The organism is Paraburkholderia sejongensis (genome assembly GCF_020880815.1).
In the GTDB taxonomy this organism is placed as follows: domain Bacteria; phylum Pseudomonadota; class Gammaproteobacteria; order Burkholderiales; family Burkholderiaceae; genus Paraburkholderia; species Paraburkholderia sejongensis.
Genome location: NZ_JAJITD010000016.1, coordinates 54,457 through 81,127, shown reverse-complemented (window position 1 = coordinate 81,127; position 26,671 = coordinate 54,457). Strand labels below are relative to the sequence as shown.

The following is a 26,671-nucleotide window of genomic DNA, read 5'->3' as shown; positions in this document are numbered from 1 at the left end:
CAGTTTCAAGCCCGAAACGAGCGGCCGGCCAACCTTTGCGCGCGACAGCCGCATTTAGCGGCTAAGCTCGCGATTGCGCGAGGCCAGTCGGCGCTCGATGCGATCGCTCAACGTCAACGTGAAAAACAGGCCATGCGTTCGAACGTTTCTTTTCGCTGCCGCGTCGCGGCCTTGGCAATAGCGCTACCGGTCGCCGCCGTGCTGCAAAGCTGCGCGAGCACCGATGCCGACACCCGTTCGCACACCGGTCCCTATCAGGCCGAAATCCGCCGTACCGCGCTCGGCATTGCGCATATCAAAGCCGCCGATTGGGGCAGCCTCGGCTACGGATACGGCTACGCGCAGGCGCAAGACAATCTGTGCACGATGGCCGAGAGCTTCGTCACCTATCGCGGCGAGCGCTCGCGGTATTTTGGCGCGGATGCGCGGCCCAGCTCCGAAGCGTCGTTCGGTCAACCGAATAATCTCGACGCGGATTTTTTCTTTCGCTTCATCGTCGACGATGCAGCCGTCGCGCGTTACCGGAACAGCCAGAGCGACGACATGCGCGCGCTGATCGATGGCTTCGCCGCCGGTTACAACCGCTACGTTGCCGATCTCTCCCACGGCGACTTTGCGGGCGCGCATGCGGTTTGCCGGACAGCACCGTGGCTCGGCAAGATTAATAACGCGGACTTGTACCGGCGTCTGTACGCGGCGAATCTGGCCGGCGGCGCCACCCGCTTCATTGGTTCGATCGCCAACGCTCACCCGCCGGCTGCCGGCTCACCGCACCCGCACGGGGCGCTGAGCGAGCCGGCGGAACCCAGCGCGCGACTCGCGCTCGCCGCCCCGCTCGCCGAGTTCGGCGGCCACGCGGGCCTGGGCAGCAACGCGCTCGCATTCGGCGCGGACGCGACCCATACGGACAGTGCGCTGCTGCTTGGCAATCCGCACTGGTTCTGGGACGGCCCCGACCGCTTCTACCAGGCTCAACTGACCATTCCGGGCAAGCTCAACGTCGCCGGCGCGTCCTTTCTCGGCGTGCCGCTGATCATGATCGGCTTTAACGACAACGTCGCATGGACGCATACGGTGTCAGCCGCGAAGCGCTTCGGACTGTTCCAGCTTGCGCTCGCGCCGGGCGCGCCGACCCGCTATCTGGTGGACGGCCAGGCCGAAGCGATGACGCCGACGCGGATCGACGTCGAGGTTCGCGCCGCCGACGGTTCGCTACACACCGTGTCGCGCACGCTGTACCGTTCGCGCTTCGGCCCGCTCGTGAATCTGTCGATGCTGTCGCCCGCGCTCGCATGGAATACGGAGCAGGCGTTCGCGCTGCGCGACATCAACGCGGACAATTTCCGCGTGTTCGACAACTTCCTCGCATGGAACCGCGCGGACTCGCTCGACGAGTTCATTCGGATTCAGAAGCAGTACGCGGCGATGCCGTGGGTCAACACGCTCGCGATCGGGCGCGACGATCCGCGCGTCTGGTATGCGGATATCGGCGCGATCCCGAACGTGCCCGACGAACTCGCACGACGTTGCACGCCGCCGGCGGGTCAGGCCTTCGCGCAGAAAGTGCCGGGCGTGCCGTTTCTCGACGGCTCGCGCGCCGAGTGCGACTGGCGCGACGCGCCGGGCGCGGTGTAACGCGGTGCGCTGCCCGTCGCGCAGATGCCGGCGCTGCTGCGGCGCGACTATGTCGGTAATTTCAATGGCAGCTACTGGCTCAGCAATCCGGCTGCGCCGCTGAGCGGTTTGCCGCAAATCGCCGGCGCGACCGGCACGCCGCAATCGCTGCGCACACGGCTCGGCCATACGATCGCCGCGCAATTGCAGCGCGACCCGCACGGCGTTTCCGCCGATGCGCTAGGGGCTGCGGCACTCGATAGCCGTTCGATGTCGGCGTTGCTGTTCAAGAAACCGGCGCTCGATCGCGTGTGCAAGAGCGAGGCGCTCGCGGCGATGCCGACCGATCCGTCGAACGGAGAGTTGCGCGCGGCCTGCAAGGTGCTCGCCGCGTGGGACGACACCGCCGCGGCCGATGCGACAGGCGCAACGCTTTGGGATGAATGGTGGCGGCGATTGCAAACCATCGCACCGGCGCAACTGTATGCGGTGCAGTTCGATCCCACACAGCCGCTGACCACGCCCGCCGGTATCGCCGCAGATTCCGTGAAACTCGCCGCGACGCTGCGCGATGCGATCGCGGCGCTGAAGCACGCGGGCCTCGCGCTCGATGCGCCGCGCAGCGCGGCGCTCTACGTGCAGCGTAACGCCGAGCGAATTGCGTTGTTCGGCGGTTGCGACGCGGGCGGCTATTTCACCGCCGCGTGCGCCGCGCATCCGTTCGACGCGAGCGGTTATTCGATGAACGTGAATCCGATCGGAGATACGTATCTGCAGATTGTGCGGTTCGCGGAAAACGGAGTCGTCGCGCGCACGTTGCTCGCGTCATCCGCGTCCGACGATCCGGCCTCGCCGCACTACGCCGACGCCACACGCGATTACGCCGCGCAACGTTGGCTGACGATGCCGTTCACGGAAGAAGCGATCGAGCGCGATCCGGCGTTGAGCATTCAATTGCTGAGTTCGCCGGGTGCGCCGACGCCGAAGCAATAGCACGCGCGGACCGTCAGCCCGCGCGATCGCGTGAATCACAGATCGAGCACCAGCACCTGCGACTTCGCGCGCGAGCAGCACGGCAGGAACTGATCGTTTGCCGCGCGTTCCTCATCGGTCAGATAGGAATCCAGGTGGTCGGGTTCGCCTTCGAGCACGCGCGTCAGACAAGTGCCGCACACGCCCTGTTCGCACGACGTGATCACTTCGATGCCATTGGCGGCCAGCGCCTGCACGACCGTGCATTCCGGCGGCACGTCGATCGTCGCACCGCTACTCGCGATACGTACCTGGAAGCTGCCGCCCGTTGCCGGCTGTTGCGCGGGCGCCGCGAAGAACTCATAGTGCAGCCGGTCTTGCGGCCAGCCCTTCGCGCGCGCGGTGGCGAGCACGAAGTCCATGAACCCGCTCGGGCCGCACACATACAGATGCGTGCCGGCCGGCGCGCTGTTGAGCACCTGTTCGAGTGCGAAAGTCGAGCCGCCGGGGTGGTCGTCGTGATGCAACTGGACCGAATTCGCGAAGCCGGCCTGCGCAATCCGCTCGACAAACGCGGTACGTTCCTTCGAGCGCGTGCAGTAATGCATGTCGAACGACGCGCCGCTCGCCGCGAGTTGTTCAGCCATGCAAAGAATCGGCGTAACGCCAATGCCGCCCGCGAGCAGCAGATGATGCGGCGCCTCTGGCGCGAGCGCAAAAAGATTGCGCGGCGCGCTGATCTGCAGGCGGTCGCCGACGCGCACCATCTCGTGCACCGCCTTCGACCCGCCGCGTCCCGCGTCGTCGCGCAGTACCGCGATCAGATAACGATGCGTTTCGCGCGGATCGTTGCACAGCGAGTACTGACGCACCAGGCCGTTGGGCAGATGCACGTCGACGTGCGAACCCGCTTCGAACGCGGGCAACGGTTCGCCGGTTTCGCTCGCCAGTTCGAAGCTGGCGATCCCCAGCGCTTCGTCGCGCCGCTGCGCGACCACCACATTCATTACCGGATGACTCATGTTGCCGCCCGCACCGGAATCACCCTCGTCACTTGCGCGGCCGGCGTGCCAGCGTCCGCCGCCGCGCGCTCCTGCGCGACCAGCCGGTCGATCACGCGACGCGACATCACCCCGCCCGCATCTATATTGAGCTTCAGCAGATTGCGTTCGGGCCAGCGCAGCAGGTTTTCCTGCTGGCGTTCGAGCATTTCCAGATCTTCGCTGAAGATCTTGCCCTGGCCTTCGCGAATGCTCGCGGTCAATTCCGCGTCGTTCGGACGGAAATTGCGCGCCATTCCCCAGAAATACCAGATCGACGTTTCAGTTTCCGGCGTGATGAAATCCACCACGATCGACGACGCTTTCTTGTCCGCCGGCGCGTGGTAACCGCCATGCCCCGCGTGCGCGACGCCGACTTCAATCAGCACATGGCTCGGCGGCGTGAAGTGGCAGATCTGCCAGCGGTCGACCGGCACGTCGTCCGCGAGACCGTTGCCGCGCAACGCCATTTTCCAGAACGGCGGCGCGCCGACGTTCTCCATGAAGCGGCTGGTGCGCACGGTGTCGCCCTCGGCAACCGTCTTCGGCGCGGCTTCGTCGATTTCCTTCTGGCCGATGCTGTTCGCGTGCACATAGGTTTCGTGCGTCAGATCCATCAGGTTATCGATCATCAGCCGGTAATCGCAGCGGATGTGATACAGCCCGCCGCCATACGCCCACTCGGAACTCTCGGCCCACTCCAGATGATGCAGCTTGGCCGGATCGGCCTGCGCAGCATCGCCGGGCCAGACCCACACGAAGCCGTAGCGCTCGATCACCGAGAAGTTGCGAATCGCGGGAAAGCCGTTTACGCGCTGACCTGGCATCCCGGTCGCCTTGCCCTGACAGCCCATTTCGAGGCCGTGATAGCCGCACACCAGCGTGCCGTCGCGCACGAAACCGAGCGACAGCGGCGCGCCGCGATGCGGACAGAAATCTTCCAGCGCGGTTACCGCGCCTTCGGCGTTCCGATAGAAAACCATCGGCTCGCCGCAGATCTGGCGGCCGAGCGGCTTGTCCGTAATTTCATCGGGCATACATGCGACATACCACGCATTCCGGGGGAACATGTCAGTCTCACTCCTGATTGAGGGGCGCACGCAGCCAAGATTAGCTACGCGATCGGCTACGGTTCATTCCGTACACTCATTGTCATTCAGTGTACTCAATGAACCTTTGGTGATTAAATGAAGGTTTTCCCTTAGTGAGTCTTTCAACTAGATAACGCGCTATCATTTGCGCCCGAGCAATACGCAACACGACAAGCCGTCTGAGTTCTTTATGGCCACCTCAACCGAAACCAGTCCTTCCGCGATCAGCATCGACCTGTACGACCAGCCCGGCCATCTGATCAGACGCGCGCATCAGATTTCCGTGTCCATGTTCCATGACCTGGTGGGCCGCGAAGTGACGCCCGTGCAATACGCGGTACTCAGAATGCTGCAGGAGTTGCCGGGACTGGATCAGGTGACTCTCGCGCAGCGCGTCGGCCTCGATACGTCGACGACCGCCGATATCGCCGTGCGGCTCGAAGCGAAGGGCTGGATCGTGCGCGAGCTGTTGCCGCGCCGGCAGCGTCGTCTATTGCTGACGCCAGCGGGACAGGAACTGCTCGATCAGTTGATTCCCGGCGTCAGCGCGCTCAATCACGAGCTGCTCGACGGGATGGGAGAAGAGGATGCACAGGATCTCTTGCGACTGCTGAGAAAGTTCGTGCATCTGAATAACGATCAGAGCCGCGCGCCGCTGCGCAGCGCCAGCGACGAAGCGAAAGCGCAGTAAAGGCGCAATGAAGGCGCAGTGAAGGTTGCAGAACCGCAAATGCAAAAACGGCGATGCCTTTACAGCATCGCCGCTTCGATATTCTCGCAACAGCAGACCGCCTAGCCGAGTTCCGCCTGCAATTGCGCGGCCCCGCCGCGCCGATACAGCGCCACTGTCGCCGAAAATCCGCACACGGCCGCGAAGATCAGCCAGTACGCCGGCGCGGCTTTATCGCCGGTGACCTGAATCAGGAACGTCGACACCGCCGGAGTAAAGCCGCCGAAGAGCGCGGTCGCGAGACTGAACGCGAGCGAAAATCCCGCGACCCGCACATTGACCGGCATTATTTCGGTTAACGCAGCAACCATCGCGCCGTTATACACGCCGAAGAAGAACGAGAAATACAGCAGCACGGCCAGCATGCGCATAAATCCGGGCGCCGCGGTGAGCCATGCGAGCGCCGGATACGCCGTCACGATCGCCAGTGCCGACACGAACAGCAGCAGCGGCTTGCGACCGATCCGGTCGGACAGCGCGCCGCCGATCGGCAGCCAGATAAAGTTCGACACGCCGACCAGCAACGTAACGATCAGGCTGTCCGACGTGCTCAGATGCAGCACGGTCTTACCGAAGGTCGGCGTATAGACGGTGATCAGATAGAACGTCGTGGTGGTCATCGCGACCATCAGCATCCCGGCGATCACCGTCTTCCAGTTCGCCAGCATCGAACGGAACACCTCGCCGCTCGCCGGCCGATGCGCGCGCGCTTCGAATTCGGCGGTCTCCTGCAACGAGCGGCGCAGTACATAGAGAAACGGCACGATCGCGCAGCCGAGAAAGAACGGCACGCGCCAGCCCCATGCACCGATCTGTTCGTGACTGAGCCACAGATTGAGCGCATAGCCGAGCGCCGCGGCAACCACGATCGCGACCTGCTGACTCGCGGATTGCCACGCGGTATAAAAGCCCTTCTTGCCGGGCGTCGCCATTTCCGCCAGATAGACGGACACGCCGCCGAGTTCCGCGCCCGCGGAAAAGCCCTGCAACAGGCGGCCGATCAGCACCAGCGCCGGCGCCAGCAAACCGATGCTCGCGTAGCCGGGCACGCACGCAATCAGGATAGTGCCGCTCGCCATGATCGACAGCGTGACGATCAGGCCGCGTCGCCGGCCGACCCGGTCGATATACGCGCCGAGCACGATCGCGCCGAGCGGGCGCATCAGGAAACCCGCGCCGAATACCGCGAAAGTCTGCATCAGCGAAGCGAATTCGCTGGCGGCCGGAAAAAAGGTCTTCGCGATGAAAGTCGCGTAGAAGCCGAACAGAAAGAAATCGAACTGCTCGAGGAAATTGCCGCTGGTGACGCGCAGCACCGCGCCGACTTTCGAAGCGGCCGGCGTGCTGGCGTTGCGGATAGGGGTAGTAGGTGCCATGAAGTCTCCTGGGCGCACGGCTTGATCGTTCCGTGGCGCTTCTTTTATCTATGTTCCGTGTGCGCGTCGCGCCCGCTCAATCTTCGACCAGCAAGCTGCTCGGCTTTCTTTTCTCGATCGACCACTTCAATAGCGCCGCGCTGCGATAGATGCCGTGCGCGAACTTGCCGTACGGCAGCGTCAGAAACAGCGCCATCACGATGCCAAGGTGAATCGCCAGCAACACGCCCATCAGCGACGTATCGCGCAGCAGCATCAAACCCAGACCGCTCGCGCTCGTCAGCAGCAGCAACGCGATAAAGCCGCGGTCCATCGGCCGCTGCGCGGCATCGCCGGCGAGCGGATGACGCTTCAGGTTCAGCCACAACAGCCCGGCTGGACCGACCAGCAAACCGAGGCCGCCCAACGTGCCGAGCACCACCGGCAGGCTCGCCAACGCATAAGGCGCTTCGAGCGCGAATACGTAGTGGTAGAGCGTCGCGACGCAGGTTGCCGCGAAGCACAGCATGAAGCCGTAGAAGGTCAGGTGATGAAAGCGGCGGCGCGCGAGCGAGAATGCGTCGCTATCCGTATTGCAGCCGGAGCCGTGACCGCCGCCCAGATAGCGCAAGCTCAGCACGTCATGCACCGTTTCGCCGAGGGCGGCGCCGGACATCGCGCCCGGGTCCTCGTTGCGCCAGAAGCGGCGCACGCCGACGCCAAGCGCCGCAATGGCGAACATGAAGACCACGCCGAACAGCAATGCAAGCGTGTTGTGCGGAAACACCGCGTAGAAATTGCCGGCCACCGGCGTAAACAGCGACGCGCCCTTGAACAGCATCGCCAGAATCAGGAACAGCGCGAGGCCGCCGGCCAGCGCGAGCGCGAGCGTTACGCCGTTGCGCTTGTACAGCGCGCCGAAACCGGCTGGCCACGCGTAATCGGTGTAGGTCTGCAAGCGCACCTGCGCCATCGCTTGCGGCACGTTGACAGCGAATTCGTGCGGCGGCGCGTACTGGCACGCATGCAGACAGGCGCTGCAGTTGTGGCACAGATTGGCGAGGAAGTGGGTGTCGGCGCGGCCGAATTCGAGGCGCCGGGTCATCGCCGGAAACACCGCGCAAAAGCCTTCGCAATAGCGGCACGCGTTGCAGATCTGCATGATGCGGCTCACTTCCGATTCGGCCGCGCTCATCGCGCGCGTCAGCGGCATTTCGTTCGACGCGAGCGCACTCGCCTCGCGGGTCAGCGCTTCAAGCGACTGCATGATCGTTTTCCTTCGCTTTCTGGTTCTCGGTGGTATTCGATTGCTGTTTAGCCAGCAGCGCCGCGCGCGCGGCCTCGGTGCCGGCAATCCGGCCGAATGCGGTGCCGATCGCCATCCCGACACCCGCCGTATAGCCTTTGCCGAGCACGTTGCCGGCCATCATTTCGCCCGCCACGTACAGGTTCGAACTTGGCTTGCCGTCGAAATGCACGGCCGACCGTTCGTTGACCTTAAGACCCAGATAGGTGAACGTGATGCCGGGGCGCAGCGCGTAGGCATAGAAAGGCGGCTTGTCGATCGGCTGCGCCCAGTGGGTCTTGGCGGGTTGAATGCCTTCGGTATGGCAATCGTCGAGTACCGCGTGATCGAAACTGCCGACCCGGCACGCGCGGTTGTAAGTCTCGATCGTGTTGACCAATGCCGTTTCGTCGAGGCCGGTCGCGCGCGCGAGTTCGGCCAGCGTATTGGCCTTGGTGCCCGGAAAAACCGGCGGCATGAAACGGCCAATCGCTTTGGAATCGATGATCGAATAGCCGATCTGCCCCGGCTGCTGCGCGACGAGCCGGCCCCAGATCGCGTAGCGTTTCGGCCAGAAGTCCTCGCCTTCGTCATAGAAGCGCTGCGCGTTCCGGTTGACCACCACGCCGAGCGACACGCAATCGACCCGCGTGCAGATGCCGCCGTCATAGAGAGGCGCGCGCGCATCGATTGCGACGCAATGCGATTGCGACGGATCGCCGATCGCATCCGCGCCGGCGTCGATCATGTATTTGAGCAGCACGCCCATATTGAAACGGGTGCCGCGAATCAGGAAGTTGTCGGCGACCCATTCGCCGTTGACCTGCCCCCACGCTTCGCGCAGCCACTCGCGATTCGATTCGAAACCGCCCGCGGCCAGCACGCACGCGCGCGCCTCGATCCGCTCGGCGCCGATCCGCGCGGCGACGAAGCGGTCGCCGTCGAGTTCGATCGCATCGACCGGCGCGTTGTAGCGAATCTGCACGCCGAGCGCCTCGGCGCTGCGGTAATACGCGTTGACGAGCGCCTTGCCGCCGCCCATGAAAAACGCGTTGGTGCGCGCCACGTGCAGCGCGCCCGACAGCGGCGGCTGGAAATGCACGCCATGCCGGCGCATCCAGCCGCGACAGTTCGACGACGCGCGAATCGCGATCCGTGCGAGCTTTTCGTCGGTCAGACCGCCGGTGACCTTGAGCAGGTCCTGCCAGTACTCTTCTTCCGGGTATGCATCGACGAGCACGTCTTGCGGCGCGTCGTGCATGCAGCGCAGATTGCGGGTGTGCATCGAATTGCCGCCGCGCCATTCGCGCGGCGCCGCTTCGAGCAGCAATACCGAGGCGCCCGCCTCGCGTGCCATCAGCGCGGCGCACAACGCGGCGTTGCCGCCGCCAATGACCAGGACATCCACCATGTTCGAGCGTCTCCTTCAGTTGCCCGGAGTGTAGGACGCGCTCGAGTTGATCCGCCAGCACGCAGCCGGCAATAGGTGTTCACGAATCGTGAAGGGTGCCCCGCTCAGGTGGCCCGCTCAGGTGGCCCGCTCAGGCTGCCCGCTCAGGTTGCCCCCGCCCCCTGCCCCGCGAGCGTCGCGCCGGCCCAGCGCCCTTCGGCGACCAGCGAACGCGCGACGTCCGCCAGCACCACGCGCGCCGCGAGGCCGGCCGGCGACAGTTCGTCGTCGGCAAGGCTGACCAGTTGGTTGGGCCGCACCATCTGCCGGTCCGCGAGCGGCAGCGCGCGAAACGCGCCCGGGTCGCGACGCGCCAGCGCGGCGCCGGGCTGAATCGTCACGCCGATGCCGCCGCCGACCGCATCCATTAACATTGCCAGTCCATCGATTTCGGCGACCACGTTCGGCGTGCATTTCGCGCTCGCGAACGCGGCGCTCAGCAGCGCGCGCAAACCGTGCGGACTGCTCGGCAGGATCAGCGGCAACGGCGCGACCTGCGCGAGCTTGACCTTTTTCGTGTCCGGCAGCGTGCCGGAATCGGCCGATGCGATCGCGAACAGCCGTTCTTCGATCAACGGCGTCGCGCTGAAGCGTTGCTGGCTGTCGGTACTCTGGAACAGGATCGCCAGATCGATCTGGCGCGCGTTGAGCATGACCGCGAGATGCCCGGACAGGCTCTCGACCATTCGCAGCCGCACCGCGGGATAGCGCTCGCGCATCGCCCGCATGAACGGCAGGCCGAGCACGCCGGTCGTACTCGGCGCCATGCCGACGCTGACGTGGCCGGACAAACGCGCGTGCTGGGCCGCATGCGCGGCATCGTCGACGTGGCGCAGCGCCAGTTGCGCCTGTCGCCAGAACGCGAGGCCCGCGTCGGTCGGCAGCACGCCGCTGGATGTGCGTTGCAGCAGGCGCGTCGACAGTTCGCTTTCGAGGCGGCTGATCTGCTGACTCAGCGCGGACGTGACCACGCCGAGCTCGGCCGCCGCGCGGCCCATGCTGCCGTGTTCGACGACAGAGACGAAATAGCGAAGCTGGCGCAGTTCCACGTGGTCCCCTTTCGCGCGGCGTGTTTTGACATGGATGTCTTATACACGAAGGCGTAACGGAGCGGAAATACAGCGGATGCGAATGCGCTGGAGTTCGACCGCACCGGCATTCGCGCGTTTCGTCAAAGTAACGCAACGCGCGAAAAGTGCGCCCGCCCAGGAATCGTCCGATTGCGTTTCCACGATCACCGGCCTACCGTTTGCCCCCTGTCTCCGGGCTTACGTTGTGAGCGGATCACATATGGAACGATCGAGGTCATCGCCCATGGCGACACTTGTCCGTAGGTTATTCAAGGTCACTTTCTCGATCGGCCTGTTCTTGCTGGCCGTGCGCCTGATCGGTACGAACGGACCGATGAAAGAGTGCGAAGCGCTGCGGTGGCTGGACATCGCTCATGGCTTTGGCCTGCGTGAACCGGACGATGTCTATATCCCCGTTAACCTGCTTGTCCCTCTAATCTTCGCTATATGGACTTATCGAACGATCTTCAAGCTATGGCGAAGCTATCGCGCCGGACCGCGGCACGGTCGGAAATGGCCCATGAGCATCGCGACACTTGCCGGTTGGCTTTGCAAGGCGGCGCTCCTGGTCGGGCTCTTGCTGGTCATGCGCTCTGCCTTGCCGAGTTTGCCATCGTCGGCGTGTGAGCCGCTTGCATGGGCGGATATTTCTTATAGTCGTGGTGAGCGCGAACGCGAATATTTCCATATCCCGACGAATCTGGCCGTCTCGTTGATCTTCGCGGTCTTGGCATATCGAGCGATCAGCAAAACATGGCAGCGCTATCGCCAGGAGACCTGACAGCCTGATCAGGCCCACCCGAGCGAAAGAATCAGTACCGCCAGTCAGCAACCGCGAATTACCGCGGTCTATGCCGCGACCTCCACCACGAGCTTGCCGCGTACATGGCCTTTAGCGAGCCTTTCGAGTGCCTTACCGACCGCGTCGAACGCAAAGCGCTCGGCGACCACGACCCGCACGCTGCCGTTGTCGATCAACCCCGCAATCTCCGTCAATTGCCGGCCGTCGGGTCGCGCGGTATACCGCGCGGCTCTAGCGCCATGACTCGACGCTTCGGTCTGCGACGGTTCGGTGAGCGTAGAAATCAGCGCGCCGCCGGTGGCGACCGCCGCCCACGAGCGGCGCTGCGTATCGCCCCCGATCAGATCGAAAACAAGGTCCATGTCGCGCGCGACGTCTTCAAAGCGTTGCGCGTGATAGTCGATCACCCGGTCCGCGCCGAGCGAGCGCACGAATTCGATGCCGTCGCCCGACGCCGTCGCGAACACTTGCGCGCCGTGCTGCTTCGCGAACTGCACCGCGAAATGGCCGACCCCGCCCGCGCCGGCATGAATCAACACGCGGCCACCCGCTTCGAGCTTGCCGTGATCGAACAGTCCCTGCCACGCGGTCAGCGCGGCTAGCGGCACCGCGCCCGCGGTGACCGCGTCGACGTGTTGCGGCCGCCGCGCAAGCGCGTTCGCGGCAACCACGACGAATTGCGCATACGCGCCCTGCCCCTGGCCGACGAAGCCGTACACGCCGTCGCCTGTACGCCACTGCGTGACGCCGTCGCCGGTGCGTTCGACGACGCCCGAGAAGTCGCGGCCCAGCGTGTACGGCAGTTTGTCCTCGCGAATCAGCGGGTACTGTCCCGCGCGGGTTTTCAGGTCGACCGGATTCGCGCTCGCCGCGCCGACCCGCACCAGCACTTCGCCCGCGCCCGGCTCTGGAATCTCGATGTCCTCTGCCTTCAATACTTCGGGACCGCCGAAACCGTGAATGCGGTAAGCGCGCATCGTGCTCATGATTGCCTCCTTGGACGATTCGCGCTTGGTGCGACGCGCGAGCTGAATGGACGACGCTGCGCAAGCGGCGTTCCTCACCGGGTTGGACACGCAGCGGGTGACCGGGCGCGCTGTGCGGGCATGCGTGCTGCTCGCGCGGAACAGACGGTCGTCGTGTCGATGACCGCGGCACGAGATATGCGAACCCGACATTGAGCAATAACGTTGGCCGACGAGGTTGGCCGACGAATGTGGCCAACGAATCTGGCCAACACGGCGGCCCGCTCGATCCGCCATCACTTTTTGACCCAAAGGAGCACACCGTGTCTCAACACCCCGCCCACTCGCAGGACCATCGCCATCCAGGCCAGCCGAATCCCGCCGACATTCAGAAGGCACTCAGCGGCATTGACTATCCGACCACGCGCGAAAAGCTCGTCGACCAGGCGCGCAAGAACCATGCGAATACCGACATCGTCGATCTGGTCGATCGTCTGCCCGACCACAATTTCGACAGCCCCGCAGCGGTTGAGAAAGAGATCGCGCGAATTCAACGACATTGCCGTTTCCCGAAGCGGTGGCGGCAACTTCAGGAGAAGCTGATGGAACGTACTTCACCTATCTCAGCCGGCAGCGGCGGCAAGCCCGAGACCGGCGATTCGCGCGACCGGGCCAACCCGCCGACGCGCACACCGGCCAATCCACCGGCCAATACGCTGCAGAGCGAAAAGGACCAGCAGGAAAAGCGCAAACACCCGGCTTCCGAAAACGCGCTTGAATCCGCGCAGGACAAAAATCCGGTGCCACCGGGCGCGACGCGCGAATGAACAAAAGCGGCGACGTGCGGATCGGCATTTCCGGCTGGCGTTACGCCGGGTGGCGCGACAACTTTTATCCAAAGGATCTGAAACACGCGGACGAATTACAGTACGCGTCCACGCGCCTGCAGACGATCGAGATCAACGGCACGCATTACAGCCTGCAATCGCTCGACAGCTGGCAACGCTGGTGCGCGCAAACGCCGGCCGGTTTCGTGTTCGGCGTGAAGGGCGCGCGCTATCTGACCCACCTGCTGAGATTCCGCGACGACAGCGCGCGCGCCGGCATTGCCAACTTCTTCGCGCAGGGGCTGCTCGCGCTGGACGACAAGCTCGGCCCGATTCTGTGGCAGTTTCCGCCGTCGTTCCGTTTCGATCCCGACAGGATGGAGCGCTTTCTGAATGTGTTGCCGCCCGACACCGCCGCCGCGTTGTCATTGGCCGAACAGCACGACGCGCGCGTGAAAACGCCTTATCTGAAGATCGAACGCAAGCGCGCATTGCGCCACGCGGTCGAAGTGAGGCATCAGAGCTTTGTCGATCCGGCATTCGTGGCGTTGCTGCGGCGCTATGGCGTCGCGCTGGTGGTATCCGATTCGACCGAACCGTGGCCGATCGTGGAAGACCTCACCGCGGATTTCGTCTATATCCGCCTGCACGGCTCCGAAGCGAAATATGCTGGCTCCTATTCGGACGACGCGCTGCGGCAATGGGCCGAGCGGATCGAGGCATGGCGCCGCGGTTCGCAGCCGGATGACGCGCGGCTCATTGCGCCGGAGCACGCCCCGCGCCGTCGCGCGACGCGCGATGTGTACTGTTATTTCGACAACGACGTGAAAGCGCGCGCGCCTTTCGATGCGCAGCGCTTGATGGAACAGCTCGGCTTGCACGCACAGCCCGCAACTTCAAAAATCTGACTACCTGGCTTTACGCTCGAGTGCAAGTTTCTGTGCGGTTTGCAGCGCAGCGACGATCTTCTCGTACACATTGCGACGCGTGTCCGGATCCGGCGCGCGCAACGCGAACGACGGATGATAGGTCGCGACGACACGCTGGTTTCCGCGCTCGATCGTCTTGTCGAATGCGTCCTGCAAGCGCGCGTGCGAATCGTCGAGTACCGCTTTCAACGCGGTCGCCCCCAGCGCAACGACCACTTGCACATCGGGTTTTGCCAGTTCCTGCTCGAGCCAATAGCTGCACGCGTCCACCTCCCGCTGCGCCGGCGTCTTATGCAGCCGGCGCTTGCCGCGCGCGATCCATTTGAAATGCTTGACCGCATTCGTCACATAGACGTCATGGCGTTTCAGGCCCGCCTCCGCGAGCGCCTTGTCGAGCAACGCACCGGCCGGACCGACGAAAGGCTTGCCCTGCAAATCCTCCATATCGCCGGGCTGTTCGCCGACCAGCACGATCGCTGCGTGTCGCTGGCCCTCGCCAGGCACCGCTTGAGTCGCGTTGCGCCACAGCGCGCAGCGGCGGCAGTCGTCGAGCTTCGCCGGCTGCTGAGCGGGGTCGACGTCCGCCTGTTCGGGTTGCTGCGCCCGAGCACCGTCCCGCGTGCGCTTTTTCGGCTGTCCGTCGGTCATCGGCGTAATGGGCGTTATTTATCGTGCTTCTTCGGAATCTTCGCGCCGGACTTGCGCGCCTGATTCAGCGCAATCGCGACCGCCTGTTTTTGCGGCTTGCCATGTTTCGTTTCGGTCTTCACGTTGTGCGACACCGTCTCTTTCGACGTCCCTCGTTTCAGCGGCATGATTCTTCTCCTGTTGCGTGATGAACTGGAAATGACGAACCACCTGAGGCGGCGGTTGCCGTGCTGGAAACGCGCAGCATACGGCGTGCCGCGCCGATGAGACACGAGTCCGATAGTGAGGTGAGAATCCGGATTTAAACGGCCAATAAGGTTGGCAACGCGGGCGGCCTCGTTGCTCCACCGCGTTTCGCGAATTCAGCCAGTGCGGCGGCCAGCGGGTGCCGTCTTGCGCTTCGCGCCGCCGCGCTTGCCGGCGAGCGACGGCGAACGCTCGGTCAGCGCCGGCACGCTTTCGTCCTCGGCTTGCCGTGTGCCCGTGAACTGTTGCCGGTACTCGGCCGGCGTCATCGCTTTCGAGCGTCTGAATTGCCGGTTGAAATTCGCGACGTTCGCGAATCCCGAACGCGCGGCGATGACCGAAACCGGCAGGCCGGTCGCGGTCAGCAGGCGGCATGCATGGCCGATGCGCACGCGCGCGATATAACGCCCGACACTCTCGCCGAGATGCTGCGTGAAGTGCCGCGTCAGCGAGCGCTCGGATAGTCCGGACGCTTTCGCGAGCGTCGCGAGCCGCAATGGATGCGCGAATTGCGTGTCGATCAGCGCGAGAACCCGGTTCAGCTGATCGGGCTGATAGCCGGACGGCGTACCGGTATGCGCGCCGCTATTCGCATCGAACGCGCTCGGCGACGCGAGCGGCGTGGCCGGTGCTTCTGCCAGCCAGTCGAGTACATCGAGTACCGCTTTGAGCCGCTCGCGCGGGTTGGCGGACAGCAACCGGTCGAGTTCGCCGCGCAAATGCGCGGCCGCGCCGGGTTCGAATGCCAGGCCGCAGGCCGCGCGCCGCAGCAGATTGCACAGGCCGCTGTACTCCGGGCAGACATCGGCGAGTCGCCGCACCCACGCACCGTCGAACCAGACGACGATCGCGACCTGCGCGGCCGACGAATCGATCGAGCGATTCGATGCCCACGTATGCGGCAGATTCGGCGGCACCAGCACGAGGTCGTCGTCGCCGTAGACCGTCACCGAATCGCCGATAAAGCGCTTGCCCTGACTGTTCAGCGTCAGCGTGAGTTCGTATTCGGGGTGGTGATGCCACTCGAACGGAATCCTCGGCAGCCGCCGATGGTAAACCCGCACGGAACAACTGGCGCCGATCTCGACGTGCTCGTAAGTCGCCTTCATGACCGGATATGCAAAGAGGTTGGCCCGATCATATCACCCAGATCCGCGCCGCCGCAGTACGCTCCGTACATCGCCAACACTCATCGAAAGACGGAGACGACACCATGGCCCTGCAAATCGACGACCTGCCCGCAAGCATCCGCAACGCCAAACGGGAACTGCGCGCAATGCTGCCCAATTACCGCCAAGTCTTCGCCGAAGTCGAAGCGGCGATGACCCGCGAAGCGCAACAGATCGCGGCGCTGCGCGAACGCGGCGAAGCGGTAATCCCCGAAATCCGCTTCGCCGACATCGCGAATAATCGTGTCAGCGCCGCGCAGATCGCGCTCGTCAAAGCGCGCGGCGCCTGCGTGATTCGCGAGGTGTTCGAGCGTTCGCGCGTCGAGCAATGGGATCGCGAGATCGCCGACTACGTCGAACGCAATGATCTGGATACCAAACTGCTCAATCGCGCCGAAGACAAGTACTTCGGCCAGCTCGCGTCGAGCAAGCCACAGATTTACGGCGTGTACTGGTCCAAACCGCAAGTGCTCGCGCGCCAATCGGTCGAGCTCACGCAGGCGCGCGTCTTCCTGAACCGGCTGTGGCGCAGCGAAAGCGAAGGCCGCGTGCACTTCGATCCCGATCATGTGCCGGTCTACGCGGACCGGCTGCGCCGCCGCCCGCCCGGTTCCGAATCGCTGGGCCTGTCCGCGCATTGCGATGGCGGCTCGGTCGAACGCTGGATCGAAGCGAATTTCCGCAAGGTCTATCGGCATGTGTTTGCCGGCAACTGGCGCGACTACGATCCATTCGATGCCGCATGGCGCACCGATGTCGAGGAAATTGCGTCGCCGGCGGTCTGCTCGATGTTCCGCACGTTTCAGGGCTGGACCGCATTGACGCCGCAAGGCCCCGGCGACGGCACGCTGCAACTTGTGCCGATTGCGAACGCGATGGCGTATATCCTGCTGCGCGCGTTGCAGGACGATGTCGCCGACGACGACCTATGCGGCGCGATGCCGGGCCGCGCGCTGTCGATCGACGCGAGATATCACGCGCCGCTATTCGACGCGCTGTCGTCGATTCCGCTGATGCAGGCCGGCGACACGGTGTTCTGGCACAGCGACGTGATTCACGCGGTCGAAGACGCGCATCGCGGCGCAGGCTATAGCAATGTGATGTATATCGCGTCCGCACCGGCGTGCGCGAAGAACGACGCGTACCTGAAGCGGCAACGCGTGAGTTTCGTCGAGGGAAAAAGTCCGCCGGATTTCCCGGCCGATCATTTCGAAGTGGATTTCACCGGGCGCGCGACGACCGAAGATTTGACCGCATTGGGCAAACAGCAGATGGGCTTCGGCCTTTCATAACGAAGCAGCGCAATACCGGCTACGCGACATGCAGTTCGTAGCCGGCATTGAAGACCAGCGACACCCCGCCCACCAGAATCAGACTCAGCGCCCACACCGCATCGAGATTGAACCAGCTGCGCGACACGAACTTGAGTCCCAGATAGCGATAGACGAGCCACGCGAGCACACCGCCGGCCGCGATCATCGCGGTCGCGTGCACCGCGGCGACCGCCAGCGCGGTGCGCAACCCGCTTTCGATCAGCGTCTGCGCGGCCCGGTGCGCGTCGTCCAGTCGATCGGCGCGGCATAAGCCCAGATAGATCGGCACCAGCATCAAACCCGCGCCATGCGCGATGGCCACCGCGAACGACCACAACGCGAGCCGCGCCGGCGGAATTCTCGCAAGCATGCGCGGATGCCGGCGGCGTATCAGCAGCACCAGACCGAAGCCGATCACCAGCACGCTGGCCGCTATCTGAATCTCGCGCTGCCACGCGAGCACGCCTGCGAGCAACGCGAACGGCAGCATCATCAGCAGAATCGCGAGCGCGTGCCCCGCCGCCAGATACAGCAGCGCGGTGAGCAATGCCTGGCTGCGCCGCTGCATCAAACCGTTCGACACCGCGAGCGGCCAACCCATCGCCGGATTCAGGCCGTGATACAAACCGCTCGCGAGCACCGCCAGCCACAGGCCGCCTTGCGGCGACACCGCGCCGCTCAAACGCCCACCGACGGATAGCAGAACGAATCGGTCGAGCAGTCGCCCCCTTCGAGGCGGATCTGATGCGCGCGATAACCTTGCGGAAATTCGACGAAGTAATCGTCGGCGAGCGTCAGGCCGCCGTTCGGATCCGCGTACGCCATCACCTGCGCGCCGGGCACGCCATCCGGGTAGAACTGGTCGTCCCACGTCGAGTACAGCGAATTGGTCCAGTACACGCGCTTGCCGTCGCGGCTGATCTCGACCATCTGCGGCCCGCCGGCGAAGCGCTTGCCGTTCGGATGCGGGGTGCAGCGCTCGATCCCGCCGATTCGCACCGAGCCGGTCAGCTTCGGCTTGCGCGGCTCCGTCACGTCGTACTGACGCATTTCGCCGGTGCCCCAACACGCGACGTAGAGGAATTTATCGTCGATCGACAGATCGATGTCGGTGACGAGCGGCGGCACCGCGCCGAAACCTTTCAACAGCGGCGGCAATTCGTCCGCATGCGCGGGTTCGGGTGGAATCGTCGCGGTCTTCTCGATGTGGAACTGGCCGTCCTCGCGCCACCACGTCCAGATCGAACCCTCCAGATTGGTGGTATCGACGACCACGCCGATAAAACCGTATTCGCGGCTCGGATCGTGCGCGGGCCGCACTTCGAGCGCCATCTGATGATTGGCGCCCAGATCCAGCGTCTGCACGTTGCGGCGCGCGCGCAGATCCCAGAAGTGCACCCGGTGTCCGTAGCGGTTAGCGAGCAGATCTTCGGGCACGATGCCGTTTTCGAATTGCGGCGGCAATGCCCATTCGGTCGACACCATATAGTCGCGCGGCAGATTCCACCAGAAGTCGTAATGCTTTTCCTGCGCGCCGCGCTCGATTTCCCAACGGCCGAGTACCTCGAAAGTCTCGCAATCCATAATGAAAATGCCGGGCGGCCCGTCGGTGCCGTCCTCGCCCGCGCCGCCGAGCGTGCTCACATAAATGCCTTCCGGTCCGCAATGCACGGTGTGCGGGCGCGAATAACCGGTCTTGCGAAAGATCTCCTCGGGCTCGATGATCTTGTGAATCTTCGCCTGAGTCGGATGCGGCTTCGTATCGACGATATAGATGCGCGACGAGCGCATCCCGGGAATGATCAGATAACGCCGTTCGAGAAACGCATGGCCGGTCAGCGGCGACAATGACGACGAGCACGCATTCCAGCCGAAATGATGGAATTCGTCGCCTTTATTCGGCACCGGCACCGTATGCACGACCTGGCTATAGGTCGGCGAACCGGGCTTCACGTCGATCACCGCGAGCGCGTCGGGCTGCGAGAAATCCGGACTGAGCAGCACCGTATACGCATAGTCCTCCGCCGGCGCATCCATCGCGAGTTTCGGCGACGCATGAAAAGTGGGATCGGGGCGCATTCCCATGACAGCACTCTCCTTGGGTTCTGACTGAAAGCCCGCGATGGGCCGGCGCTCCGGCTGGCAGGCGAAGGCTATCCACCGTACCGCGGCGCAACATCGTTTTTCCGGCATGGCCGGCGCGAAGGCCGGCCCGGCGAAATTCGGGCCACTGCACAGCTTTAGATTTGTAGTTCACGGCGGCGTGCGAAGCAACCGGAAAATGCCGACCGCCCGATCAGATGCTCACTGCTGCAAACCCCAGCGCCGCACGGTCACGCGTTCGAGCGTATCGAACACGAGGTGCTCGACCAGCAGACCGATCACGATCACCGCCGCGAGCCCCGCGAATACGCGATCCGTATACAGCTCGTTGCGATTCTGGAAGATGTACCAGCCGAGCCCGCCGCTGCCCGAACTCGCGCCGAACACCAGTTCCGCGGCGATCAGCGTGCGCCACGCGAATGCCCAACCTACTCGCAACCCGGCCAGAATCGACGGCAGCGCGGCCGGCACGAGAATCAGCAGCACATGGCGCAGCCCGGTCAGCCCGTAATTGCGGCCGGTCATCTTCAGCGTCGCCGGCACCGACTGAAAGCCGGAATAGGTATTGAGCGCGAGCGGCCACAGCACCGCGTGCACCAGCACGAACAACAGGCTGCCCGTGCCGAGCCCGAACCACAGCAACGCGAGCGGCAGCAATGCGATCGACGGCAACGGATTGAACATCGCGGTCAGCATCGACAGCAGATCGCGGCCGACCCGCGTCGACACCGCAAGCGAGGTCAGCACGAACGCGCCCGCCGCGCCGAGCAGATAGCCGCGCAGCAGAACCGACATCGACACCGCAGTTTTGGCCAGCAACTCGCCGGACCACACGCCCTGCACGAACGCGCTGAAAGTCGCGCCGAACGTGGGCAGCAGCAGGTCGTTATTGATTGCGCGCGCGGCGATTTCCCAGCCGGCGATCAGCACCAGCGCGATCAGTGTCTTGCGCAGCCACGCGTGCTCGAACAAACGTTTAGCGACGGGCAACGGCGCTTCGAATGCGAGCTCGCCGGGCGCTTCGAGCGGGCGTTCGTATTCGTCGCGCACCGGCGGCAGCAATGTGGCGGGAGTACTCATTGCACGGCCTCCGTCGGTTCGAACAACAGATGATGAATGCGCGCGACGCTGCGCTGAAAATCCGCGCGGCCGAAACTGTCCTGTGAATACTGGTGACTGTTCAGTTCCGCGCGCACGCGGCCCGGATGCGGCGACAGCAGAAGAATCCGGTTGCCGACCACAAGCGCCTCTTCGATCGAATGCGTGACGAACAGCAGCGTGAACCTGACCTCTTCCCACAGCCGCAGCAGTTCTTCCTGCATCTTGCGGCGCGTCAGCGCATCGAGCGCGGCAAACGGCTCGTCCATCAGCAGCACGCGCGGCTGCATCGCCAGCGCCCGCGCAATCGCGACGCGCTGCTTCATCCCGCCCGACAGCGTGTGCGGATACGCATTCGCGAAGGCGGCGAGCCCGACCTTGTCGAGGTAATAGAGCGCGCGTTCGTGCGCTTGCGCCTTCGACAGCTTCTTTGCGACTCGCAGCGGAAACGCGATGTTCTGCACGACCGTCTTCCACGGCGGCAACTGGTCGAATTCCTGAAACACGACGATCCGGTCGGCGCCCGGCCCGCGCACCCGCTGGCCATCGAGTGAGATGCTGCCGGCGCTCGGCTCGATGAAACCCGCGACCGCCTTCAGCAACGTCGACTTGCCGCAACCGGACGGGCCGAGCAGCACGAAACGGTCGCCGCCGTAGACGTCGAAACTGATGTCGTGCGTCGCGCGCACGATGCGTTCGCGCGTGCGGTATTCGAGGCTCAGGTTCTCGACCGTCAGCAGTTTGCCGCTGGTTGACGCCGCAGTTGCCGCCGCAGTTGCGACGGTAGTTGCCGGATTGCTTTGCGCCGCATCGTGCGGAAATAGAAGTTTAGGATTGGCCACCATCAGAGCGCCTCCCGCGAGTGATTCGAATTCAAAACCAGCGGATTCATACTCAACTGCCCGCCGCGGTCGCCGGATCGTCGAAGAAATAGTCCTGCCACGATTTCGGTTCGTTCTTGATCACGCCCACGCGATGCATGAACTGCGCGAGCCCGAGCGTGTTTTGCGGGACGATCTTGAACTGCACCTGCGGATTCGTGATGATCTTCACGAGCAGATCGCGATCGATCTTCGACTGATTGGTGCGGATATAGATATCGGCAGCGCCTTGCGGATTCGCGTTGATGTACTTCGCCGCATCGGCCAGCCCATCGACGAACGCGCGATAAGTCTTCGGATTGTCGCGGCGGAATTTCTCGGTTGCGTACAGCACGGTGGCCGAACTCGGGCCGCCGAGCACGTCGTACGAATTGAGCACGATATGCGCTTTCGGATTGCCGGCCAGTTCCTGCTCCTGGAACGGCGGATTGCCGAAGTGACCGGTAATTTCCGTGCGGCCCGCGATGATCGCCGCGGCCGCGTCCGGATGCGGCAATGCCTGCGTGTACTTGTCGAGCCGGTCGTATTCCTTGTCGCCCCAGCGTTTGGCCGCCGCGTATTGCAGCACGCGCGACTGCACCGACACGTTGACCGCCGGCAACGCGATCCGGTCTTTCTGCGTGAAGTCGGCGATCGTCTTCACGTTCGGGTCGTTGCTGATCAGGTAATACGGCAGATTGCCGAGCGACGCGACGCCCTTGACGTTCTGTTTGCCGCGCGTGCGGTCCCAGATCGTCAGCAGCGGACCGACGCCCCCGCCCGCGATATCGATCGCGCCCGACAGCAACGCATCGTTGACCGCCGCGCCGCCCGACAGCTTGACCCAATCGACCTTGATGTCGAGCCCCTGCTTACGGCCTTCGGTTTCGATGAAATGCTGATCGCGCGCGACGTTCAGCAGCAGATAGACGATGCCGAACTGCTCGGCCACGCGAACCTGGCCTTCGGCGTGCGCGGGCGCGGTGACGGCGAGACTCGCCGCGCCGGTCGTGAGACTCAGTAATAGTGCGGTCAAGCGTCGGAGATTCCGGCTATGGCGGATAGACGACGGCCGTGCGGCGGTCGGACGAATCAGGCTCGGCATTGCAGCTCCAGTCGGCGTGCGGTGTGTAACGGTGTACTTGTAATGGAAGCGCGCTGCTCAGAACGGCACGTCGCCTTCGATCGTCGTGCGATACAGCTTGCGGCGCAAATGATTGGGCGTGCCGGCGGCCAGATGCATCAGCGAGCGGTTGTCCCAGAACACCATGTCGTGCGCGGCCCAGCGGTGCCGGTACAGATGCTCGGGCCGCACGCTGTGCGCGAACAGTTCGGCGAGCAACGCGCGGCTTTCGTCTTCCGGCACGCCGATCACGCGGGTCGTGAAATGCTCGCTGACGAACAGCGCCTTGCGGCCCGTTTCCGGATGCGTGCGCACGATCGGATGCACGACGGGTTTGACCTGGGCGATCTGCTCGGCCGACAGATTGGGACGCCATGGGCTGCGCTTTTGCAACTCCGCGTATTTCGCGAGGTACGTGTGCTCGGCGCTGCGCCCTTGCACCGCGCTGCGCAGATGCGCGGGCAGCGTGTCCCACGCGAGATGCATGTTCGCGAACAGCGTATCGCCGCCTTCGGCCGGCAACTCCTGCGCGTGCAGCAGCGAGCCGAGGCTCGGCTTCTCCTTGTATGAAAGGTCCGAGTGCCAGTAATGACCGGCATCGCCGAGACCGATCGGCTGGCCGTTCTCGATGATGTTCGACACCACCAGCACCTCCGGATAACCTGGCAACCCGAACTGATGCAGTACGTGAATCTGCAGCGGGCCGAAGCGACGGCTGAACGCGATCTGCTGTTCCGGCGTGATGCGCTGATCGCGGAACACCAGTACGTGATGGTTCAGATGCGCGAGGTGCAGGCGCGCGAAATCGTGCTCATCGAGCGGTTGGCTCAGGTCGAGGCCGAGCACTTCGGCGCCGAGCGGCGCGTCGAACGGGCGGATCTCGAAGGATTGCGCGGACGCGGCGGCGGCCGGCGTAGTGGATGCAATAGACGCGGTGGGCGTAGCAATAGAGGCAGCAGCGGTAGTCGTCGTCACGGGAAGCTCTTCGTCGGATCGGTTCAGCGGGCGCTTAACGGCGCGGACAGTCCGACGAATGTAACGGGCGGCGCGTGCAAAGCCAACGAAGCAAATCCGATACGGTTATCTGCTGGAGTGATAAACCCGCCGCTGCAACGCGTCGCGGCTTGCGGCGCCGCCTTTCATCCGCCTTTCACCGCATTAGAACTTGGGCAGGCCGGGCGGATTGCTTTCCGAACGCGGCAACGCTTCCGACTCGATCCCCCACAGCGCGAGCAAGCGCCGGTAAGTGCCGGCGGCGATCAGACCGTTGGTCGCGACCGTCAACGCATCCATCAGGCCGCTGCCCTTGCGGGTCGCGATCGCGACGTCCGAGCGGGCCGGCCAGCCGGCGTTCAGCGTGCCGACCTGGCGGATCGCGCCGGTGGTGGCCGCGTCGTACGCGAGCGGCGCGTTCGGATTGAATTCGACATCGGCGCGGCCCGACAGCAGCGCGACGCGGCTCGCGGCATCGTCGTCGAAGTACTGGAATTCGACCGGCTTCAGTCCGCTTGCGATGTTGCGCCTGTTCCATTCGAGAATGATCTTCTCCTGATTGGTCCCCGCCGACGTGATCAGCCGCAGTCCGGCCACGTCTTGCGGTTGCGCGATCTTTCTGATCGGGCTCGCGGTTCTCACATAGAAACCGTGCAGCCCCTGCCGGTAAGTCGTGAAGTCGAACTTCTCCTTGCGCTGCTCGGTCACGCCGACGTTCGAGATCACCGCGTCGTATTTGCCGGAACTCAGACCGAGCGGCCAGTCGGCCCATGCGATCGGCACGAGGTTCAGCTTCAGTCCGAGCGAATCGGCTACCAGTTGTGCGTAATCGGGATCGGCACCGACGACGGTCCGCGCATCGGTTGCATAGGTCGCGGTGGGCGGCACGTGCGGCGTGATCCCGACCGTGAAATAGCCGTCTTTCGCGAAGCGGTAGTGATTGCCGAGCGCCGCGAGCGCGGCCGGATTCTTTTGCACCCGAATCCGGTTCGGCTGCTGCGGACTCAGGTCGACCGTGTCGCGCGGCGTTTGCGCCGCGTGGGCGAATTCGAACGAGTTGGACAGCAGCAGCGCGCCGAACGCACTGCCGGTAAGAAGGAATTGACGTCGATCGGGCATGGCTAGTTTCGTAATACGTTCACAGAACGCGCGACAGGAATTCGCGGGTGCGCGGATGGCTCGGCTGGTTCAGCACCTGCGCGGGCGGACCCGCTTCGACCACGCGGCCGCGATCCATGAAGACGATGTCGTCGGCGACTTCGCGCGCAAAGCCGATTTCGTGCGTGACGATCACCATCGTCGTGCCGGAACGCGCGAGTGCCTTGATCACGTCGAGTACTTCGTTGACGAGTTCCGGGTCGAGCGCCGAGGTCGGTTCATCGAACAGCAGCACCTTCGGTTTCAACGCCAGCGCGCGCGCAATCGCGACCCGCTGTTGCTGGCCCCCGGACAACTGACGCGGCCACGCATGCGCCTTCGCTTCGAGACCGACCCGCGCGAGCAGGCTCAGCGCGAGACTTTCCGCTTCCGCGCGCGACAGGCGCCCCAATGCGACCGGCGCTTCGACGATGTTTTCGAGCACCGTCAGATGCGGGAACAGATTGAAGTTCTGGAACACCATGCCGACTTCGACACGGCGGCGCAGAATCTCTTTCTCTTTCAGTTCGTATAACGTAGCGCCGTCGCGGCGATAGCCGATCAGCTCGCCGTTGATATCGATCAGGCCGGAATCGACGCGCTCCAGGTGATTGATCGTGCGCAGCAACGTCGATTTGCCGGAACCGGACTGGCCGAGAATCACGGTGACGCTGCCGGGATGCATCGTCAGCGACACGTTGTCGAGTACTTTCAGCGTGCCGAAACTCTTCGACACCTGCTGGATCACGATGCGCGCGCCATCGCGCTGATCGGCCCAGCGTTGCGGCGCAGCGGTGGCGTTAGCGCTTGCGGCGGCGCCCGCCGCTTGCGCGTCTGCGTCCGCCGCGTCCGTCCCAACGCGTGCAGCGACGCGCGCCTGTTTGTCACCGCGCGCGAAACCCACGTACTTCAGCAAACCGCCGAAAACGGACGGCGCCGCATTGCGCTTCACACCGCGCGAAAAATGCCGCTCCACATACACCTGTAGCGCCGACAGCACGGTCAGAATGATCAGATACCAGACCGTCGCGACCATCAGCAGCGGAATCACTTCGAGATTGCGCCGATAGATGATCTGCACCGTGTAGAACAACTCCGGCATCGCGAGCACGTACACCATCGACGAACCCTTCGCGAGCGCGATCAGATCGTTGAACGCGGTCGGCACGATCGCGCGCATCGCCTGCGGCAGTACGATGCGCGATGCCTGCCGCTGGCGCGGCAAGCCGAGCGCGGCGGCCGCTTCGAGCTGGCCGTGATCGACCGACTGAATCCCGCCGCGTATTACTTCCGCCGAAAACGCCGCGTGATTGAGCGTCAAGCCGAGTACCGCGGCGAGAAATGGACTGATCAACTCGGTAGTCGGCACGTCGAGCAGCAGCACGTTCGTGAACGGCACGCCGAGCCGCACGGTTTCATACAGATAGCCGAGGTTGTTCAGGATCAGCAGCAACACGATCAGCGGAATCGAGCGGAACAGCCACACGAATGCCCACGCGCAACCGGCCAGCAACGGCGAGCGCGACACGCGCGCGAGCGCGAGCGGAATTCCGAGCGCGAAGCCGAACACCGCGCCGAGCGCGGTCAAGAGCAAAGTGCGGCCGAGTCCGGACAGCACCGGCTCGGACAGAAACCACTCGGCGAATACCGGCCAGCCCCAACGCGGATTGCCGAGTACCGAATGCAGCACGAGGCCGATCAGCAGCGCCGCCGCGAGGGTGCCGAGCGTGCGTGCGCGATGCCTGGCCGGCACGATCCGGAAGTGGTCGCGCTCGCGTGGCGAGTCGGCGTGCGCGCCGGCGTGCGCACCGGACAGCGGCGGGTTGGCGAGTTCTGCGGTGTCGTTCATCG

Annotated in this window: 23 protein-coding genes and 1 pseudogene; 6 read left to right on the top strand and 18 right to left on the bottom strand. The window is 64.2% G+C overall.

What is annotated here, in order from left to right; genetic code table 11:
• Positions 1-132: 132 nt before the first annotated feature.
• Positions 133-2,607, top strand: a pseudogene (locus LJ656_RS26600) (penicillin acylase family protein).
• A gap of 35 nt (positions 2,608-2,642) precedes the next feature.
• Here the strand turns inward: LJ656_RS26600 and LJ656_RS26595 are convergent.
• Together LJ656_RS26595 and LJ656_RS26590 are read right to left on the bottom strand one after the other, a co-directional pair.
• A complete protein-coding gene (locus tag LJ656_RS26595) occupies positions 2,643-3,608 on the bottom strand; it encodes a PDR/VanB family oxidoreductase (protein ID WP_230512509.1) in 966 nt (321 codons plus the stop codon).
• On the bottom strand, positions 3,605-4,696 hold the full coding sequence (locus tag LJ656_RS26590) for an aromatic ring-hydroxylating oxygenase subunit alpha (protein WP_230512508.1): 1,092 nt from the start codon (positions 4,694-4,696) through the stop codon (positions 3,605-3,607). The genes LJ656_RS26595 and LJ656_RS26590 overlap by 4 nt, the downstream gene beginning before the upstream one ends.
• A gap of 211 nt (positions 4,697-4,907) precedes the next feature.
• Here LJ656_RS26590 and LJ656_RS26585 point away from each other — a divergent pair, with 211 nt between their 5' ends.
• Positions 4,908-5,408: a MarR family winged helix-turn-helix transcriptional regulator gene (locus tag LJ656_RS26585; protein WP_230512507.1), complete on the top strand. Its 501-nt coding sequence runs from the start codon at positions 4,908-4,910 to the stop codon at positions 5,406-5,408.
• A gap of 101 nt (positions 5,409-5,509) precedes the next feature.
• Here the strand turns inward: LJ656_RS26585 and tcuC are convergent, their stop codons facing one another.
• From tcuC to LJ656_RS26565, 4 genes are all read right to left on the bottom strand, one after another.
• Positions 5,510-6,823 (bottom strand): MFS transporter, encoded by a 1,314-nt coding sequence (gene tcuC / locus LJ656_RS26580; RefSeq protein ID WP_230512506.1) that lies wholly within the window; start codon positions 6,821-6,823, stop codon positions 5,510-5,512.
• 76 nt (positions 6,824-6,899) lie between these two features.
• Entirely contained in the window at positions 6,900-8,069 is a 1,170-nt protein-coding gene (tcuB, locus tag LJ656_RS26575) for a tricarballylate utilization 4Fe-4S protein TcuB (protein ID WP_230512505.1), read from the bottom strand.
• Positions 8,056-9,498, bottom strand: a complete 1,443-nt coding sequence (gene tcuA / locus LJ656_RS26570) for an FAD-dependent tricarballylate dehydrogenase TcuA (protein WP_230512504.1) — start codon at positions 9,496-9,498, stop codon at positions 8,056-8,058. Before tcuA ends, tcuB begins: the two co-directional genes overlap by 14 nt.
• 143 nt (positions 9,499-9,641) lie before the next feature.
• On the bottom strand, positions 9,642-10,586 hold the full coding sequence (locus tag LJ656_RS26565; RefSeq protein WP_230512503.1) for a LysR family transcriptional regulator: 945 nt from the start codon (positions 10,584-10,586) through the stop codon (positions 9,642-9,644).
• Between the two features lie 265 nt (positions 10,587-10,851).
• On the opposite strand from LJ656_RS26565, the gene LJ656_RS26560 reads away from it, so the two are divergent.
• The gene (locus tag LJ656_RS26560; protein ID WP_230512502.1) at positions 10,852-11,388 is read left to right on the top strand and encodes a hypothetical protein; all 537 of its coding nucleotides are present in this window, start codon (positions 10,852-10,854) and stop codon (positions 11,386-11,388) included.
• Between the two features lie 68 nt (positions 11,389-11,456).
• On the opposite strand, the gene LJ656_RS26555 is transcribed toward LJ656_RS26560, so the two are convergent.
• Complete coding sequence (locus LJ656_RS26555; protein ID WP_230512501.1) at positions 11,457-12,395, bottom strand: NADP-dependent oxidoreductase; 939 nt, start codon at positions 12,393-12,395, stop codon at positions 11,457-11,459.
• A 230-nt stretch (positions 12,396-12,625) separates the two neighbouring features.
• Here LJ656_RS26555 and LJ656_RS26550 point away from each other — a divergent pair, with 230 nt between their 5' ends.
• Complete coding sequence (locus tag LJ656_RS26550) at positions 12,626-13,201, top strand: DUF2795 domain-containing protein (protein ID WP_230512500.1); 576 nt, start codon at positions 12,626-12,628, stop codon at positions 13,199-13,201.
• A complete protein-coding gene (locus LJ656_RS26545; protein WP_230512499.1) occupies positions 13,198-14,109 on the top strand; it encodes a DUF72 domain-containing protein in 912 nt (303 codons plus the stop codon). The genes LJ656_RS26550 and LJ656_RS26545 overlap by 4 nt, the downstream gene beginning before the upstream one ends.
• On the opposite strand, the gene LJ656_RS26540 is transcribed toward LJ656_RS26545, so the two are convergent.
• The 3 genes from LJ656_RS26540 to LJ656_RS26530 all read right to left on the bottom strand — a co-directional run bounded on the left by LJ656_RS26540 (position 14,110) and on the right by LJ656_RS26530 (position 16,133).
• A complete protein-coding gene (locus LJ656_RS26540; protein ID WP_230512498.1) occupies positions 14,110-14,778 on the bottom strand; it encodes a UdgX family uracil-DNA binding protein in 669 nt (222 codons plus the stop codon).
• A gap of 14 nt (positions 14,779-14,792) precedes the next feature.
• On the bottom strand, positions 14,793-14,945 hold the full coding sequence (locus tag LJ656_RS26535) for a DUF6496 domain-containing protein (protein WP_230512497.1): 153 nt from the start codon (positions 14,943-14,945) through the stop codon (positions 14,793-14,795).
• Between the two features lie 195 nt (positions 14,946-15,140).
• Positions 15,141-16,133, bottom strand: a complete 993-nt coding sequence (locus tag LJ656_RS26530; protein ID WP_230512496.1) for a helix-turn-helix domain-containing protein — start codon at positions 16,131-16,133, stop codon at positions 15,141-15,143.
• Positions 16,134-16,237: 104 nt separating this feature from the next.
• Between LJ656_RS26530 and LJ656_RS26525 the strand changes: the two genes are divergently transcribed.
• Complete coding sequence (locus tag LJ656_RS26525; protein WP_230512495.1) at positions 16,238-17,485, top strand: DUF1479 domain-containing protein; 1,248 nt, start codon at positions 16,238-16,240, stop codon at positions 17,483-17,485.
• Between the two features lie 19 nt (positions 17,486-17,504).
• Here the strand turns inward: LJ656_RS26525 and LJ656_RS26520 are convergent, their stop codons facing one another.
• The 8 genes from LJ656_RS26520 to LJ656_RS34985 all read right to left on the bottom strand — a co-directional run bounded on the left by LJ656_RS26520 (position 17,505) and on the right by LJ656_RS34985 (position 26,669).
• Positions 17,505-18,188, bottom strand: coding sequence for a hypothetical protein (locus tag LJ656_RS26520; RefSeq protein ID WP_230512494.1), 684 nt, complete (start codon positions 18,186-18,188; stop codon positions 17,505-17,507).
• Positions 18,185-19,591, bottom strand: coding sequence for a selenium-binding protein SBP56-related protein (locus LJ656_RS26515; protein ID WP_230512493.1), 1,407 nt, complete (start codon positions 19,589-19,591; stop codon positions 18,185-18,187). The genes LJ656_RS26520 and LJ656_RS26515 overlap by 4 nt, the downstream gene beginning before the upstream one ends.
• A 219-nt stretch (positions 19,592-19,810) precedes the next feature.
• The gene (locus LJ656_RS26510; RefSeq protein WP_230512492.1) at positions 19,811-20,689 is read right to left on the bottom strand and encodes an ABC transporter permease; all 879 of its coding nucleotides are present in this window, start codon (positions 20,687-20,689) and stop codon (positions 19,811-19,813) included.
• Positions 20,686-21,552, bottom strand: a complete 867-nt coding sequence (locus tag LJ656_RS26505; protein WP_230512491.1) for an ABC transporter ATP-binding protein — start codon at positions 21,550-21,552, stop codon at positions 20,686-20,688. Before LJ656_RS26505 ends, LJ656_RS26510 begins: the two co-directional genes overlap by 4 nt.
• Before the next feature lie 49 nt (positions 21,553-21,601).
• Complete coding sequence (locus tag LJ656_RS26500; RefSeq protein ID WP_230512490.1) at positions 21,602-22,672, bottom strand: ABC transporter substrate-binding protein; 1,071 nt, start codon at positions 22,670-22,672, stop codon at positions 21,602-21,604.
• Positions 22,673-22,729: 57 nt separating this feature from the next.
• Complete coding sequence (locus tag LJ656_RS26495) at positions 22,730-23,638, bottom strand: TauD/TfdA dioxygenase family protein (protein ID WP_425606023.1); 909 nt, start codon at positions 23,636-23,638, stop codon at positions 22,730-22,732.
• A 210-nt stretch (positions 23,639-23,848) separates the two neighbouring features.
• Positions 23,849-24,802, bottom strand: a complete 954-nt coding sequence (locus LJ656_RS26490; protein ID WP_230512489.1) for an ABC transporter substrate-binding protein — start codon at positions 24,800-24,802, stop codon at positions 23,849-23,851.
• A 19-nt stretch (positions 24,803-24,821) separates the two neighbouring features.
• A complete protein-coding gene (locus LJ656_RS34985; protein WP_329958903.1) occupies positions 24,822-26,669 on the bottom strand; it encodes an amino acid ABC transporter permease/ATP-binding protein in 1,848 nt (615 codons plus the stop codon).
• Positions 26,670-26,671 lie beyond the last annotated feature (2 nt).

What these genes read in the sequence shown, in the direction of transcription:
- LJ656_RS26595 (WP_230512509.1), bottom strand. Translation starts at nt 3,608, where the DNA reads ATGAGTCATCCGGTAATGAATGTGGTGGTCGCGCAGCGGCGCGACGAA.
- LJ656_RS26590 (WP_230512508.1), bottom strand. Translation starts at nt 4,696, where the DNA reads ATGTTCCCCCGGAATGCGTGGTATGTCGCATGTATGCCCGATGAAATT.
- LJ656_RS26585 (WP_230512507.1), top strand. Translation starts at nt 4,908, where the DNA reads ATGGCCACCTCAACCGAAACCAGTCCTTCCGCGATCAGCATCGACCTG.
- tcuC (WP_230512506.1), bottom strand. Translation starts at nt 6,823, where the DNA reads ATGGCACCTACTACCCCTATCCGCAACGCCAGCACGCCGGCCGCTTCG.
- tcuB (WP_230512505.1), bottom strand. Translation starts at nt 8,069, where the DNA reads ATGCAGTCGCTTGAAGCGCTGACCCGCGAGGCGAGTGCGCTCGCGTCG.
- tcuA (WP_230512504.1), bottom strand. Translation starts at nt 9,498, where the DNA reads ATGGTGGATGTCCTGGTCATTGGCGGCGGCAACGCCGCGTTGTGCGCC.
- LJ656_RS26560 (WP_230512502.1), top strand. Translation starts at nt 10,852, where the DNA reads ATGGCGACACTTGTCCGTAGGTTATTCAAGGTCACTTTCTCGATCGGC.
- LJ656_RS26555 (WP_230512501.1), bottom strand. Translation starts at nt 12,395, where the DNA reads ATGAGCACGATGCGCGCTTACCGCATTCACGGTTTCGGCGGTCCCGAA.
- LJ656_RS26545 (WP_230512499.1), top strand. Translation starts at nt 13,198, where the DNA reads ATGAACAAAAGCGGCGACGTGCGGATCGGCATTTCCGGCTGGCGTTAC.
- LJ656_RS26540 (WP_230512498.1), bottom strand. Translation starts at nt 14,778, where the DNA reads ATGACCGACGGACAGCCGAAAAAGCGCACGCGGGACGGTGCTCGGGCG.
- LJ656_RS26535 (WP_230512497.1), bottom strand. Translation starts at nt 14,945, where the DNA reads ATGCCGCTGAAACGAGGGACGTCGAAAGAGACGGTGTCGCACAACGTG.
- LJ656_RS26530 (WP_230512496.1), bottom strand. Translation starts at nt 16,133, where the DNA reads ATGAAGGCGACTTACGAGCACGTCGAGATCGGCGCCAGTTGTTCCGTG.
- LJ656_RS26525 (WP_230512495.1), top strand. Translation starts at nt 16,238, where the DNA reads ATGGCCCTGCAAATCGACGACCTGCCCGCAAGCATCCGCAACGCCAAA.
- LJ656_RS26515 (WP_230512493.1), bottom strand. Translation starts at nt 19,591, where the DNA reads ATGGGAATGCGCCCCGATCCCACTTTTCATGCGTCGCCGAAACTCGCG.
- LJ656_RS26510 (WP_230512492.1), bottom strand. Translation starts at nt 20,689, where the DNA reads ATGAGTACTCCCGCCACATTGCTGCCGCCGGTGCGCGACGAATACGAA.
- LJ656_RS26505 (WP_230512491.1), bottom strand. Translation starts at nt 21,552, where the DNA reads ATGGTGGCCAATCCTAAACTTCTATTTCCGCACGATGCGGCGCAAAGC.
- LJ656_RS26500 (WP_230512490.1), bottom strand. Translation starts at nt 22,672, where the DNA reads ATGCCGAGCCTGATTCGTCCGACCGCCGCACGGCCGTCGTCTATCCGC.
- LJ656_RS26490 (WP_230512489.1), bottom strand. Translation starts at nt 24,802, where the DNA reads ATGCCCGATCGACGTCAATTCCTTCTTACCGGCAGTGCGTTCGGCGCG.
- LJ656_RS34985 (WP_329958903.1), bottom strand. Translation starts at nt 26,669, where the DNA reads ATGAACGACACCGCAGAACTCGCCAACCCGCCGCTGTCCGGTGCGCAC.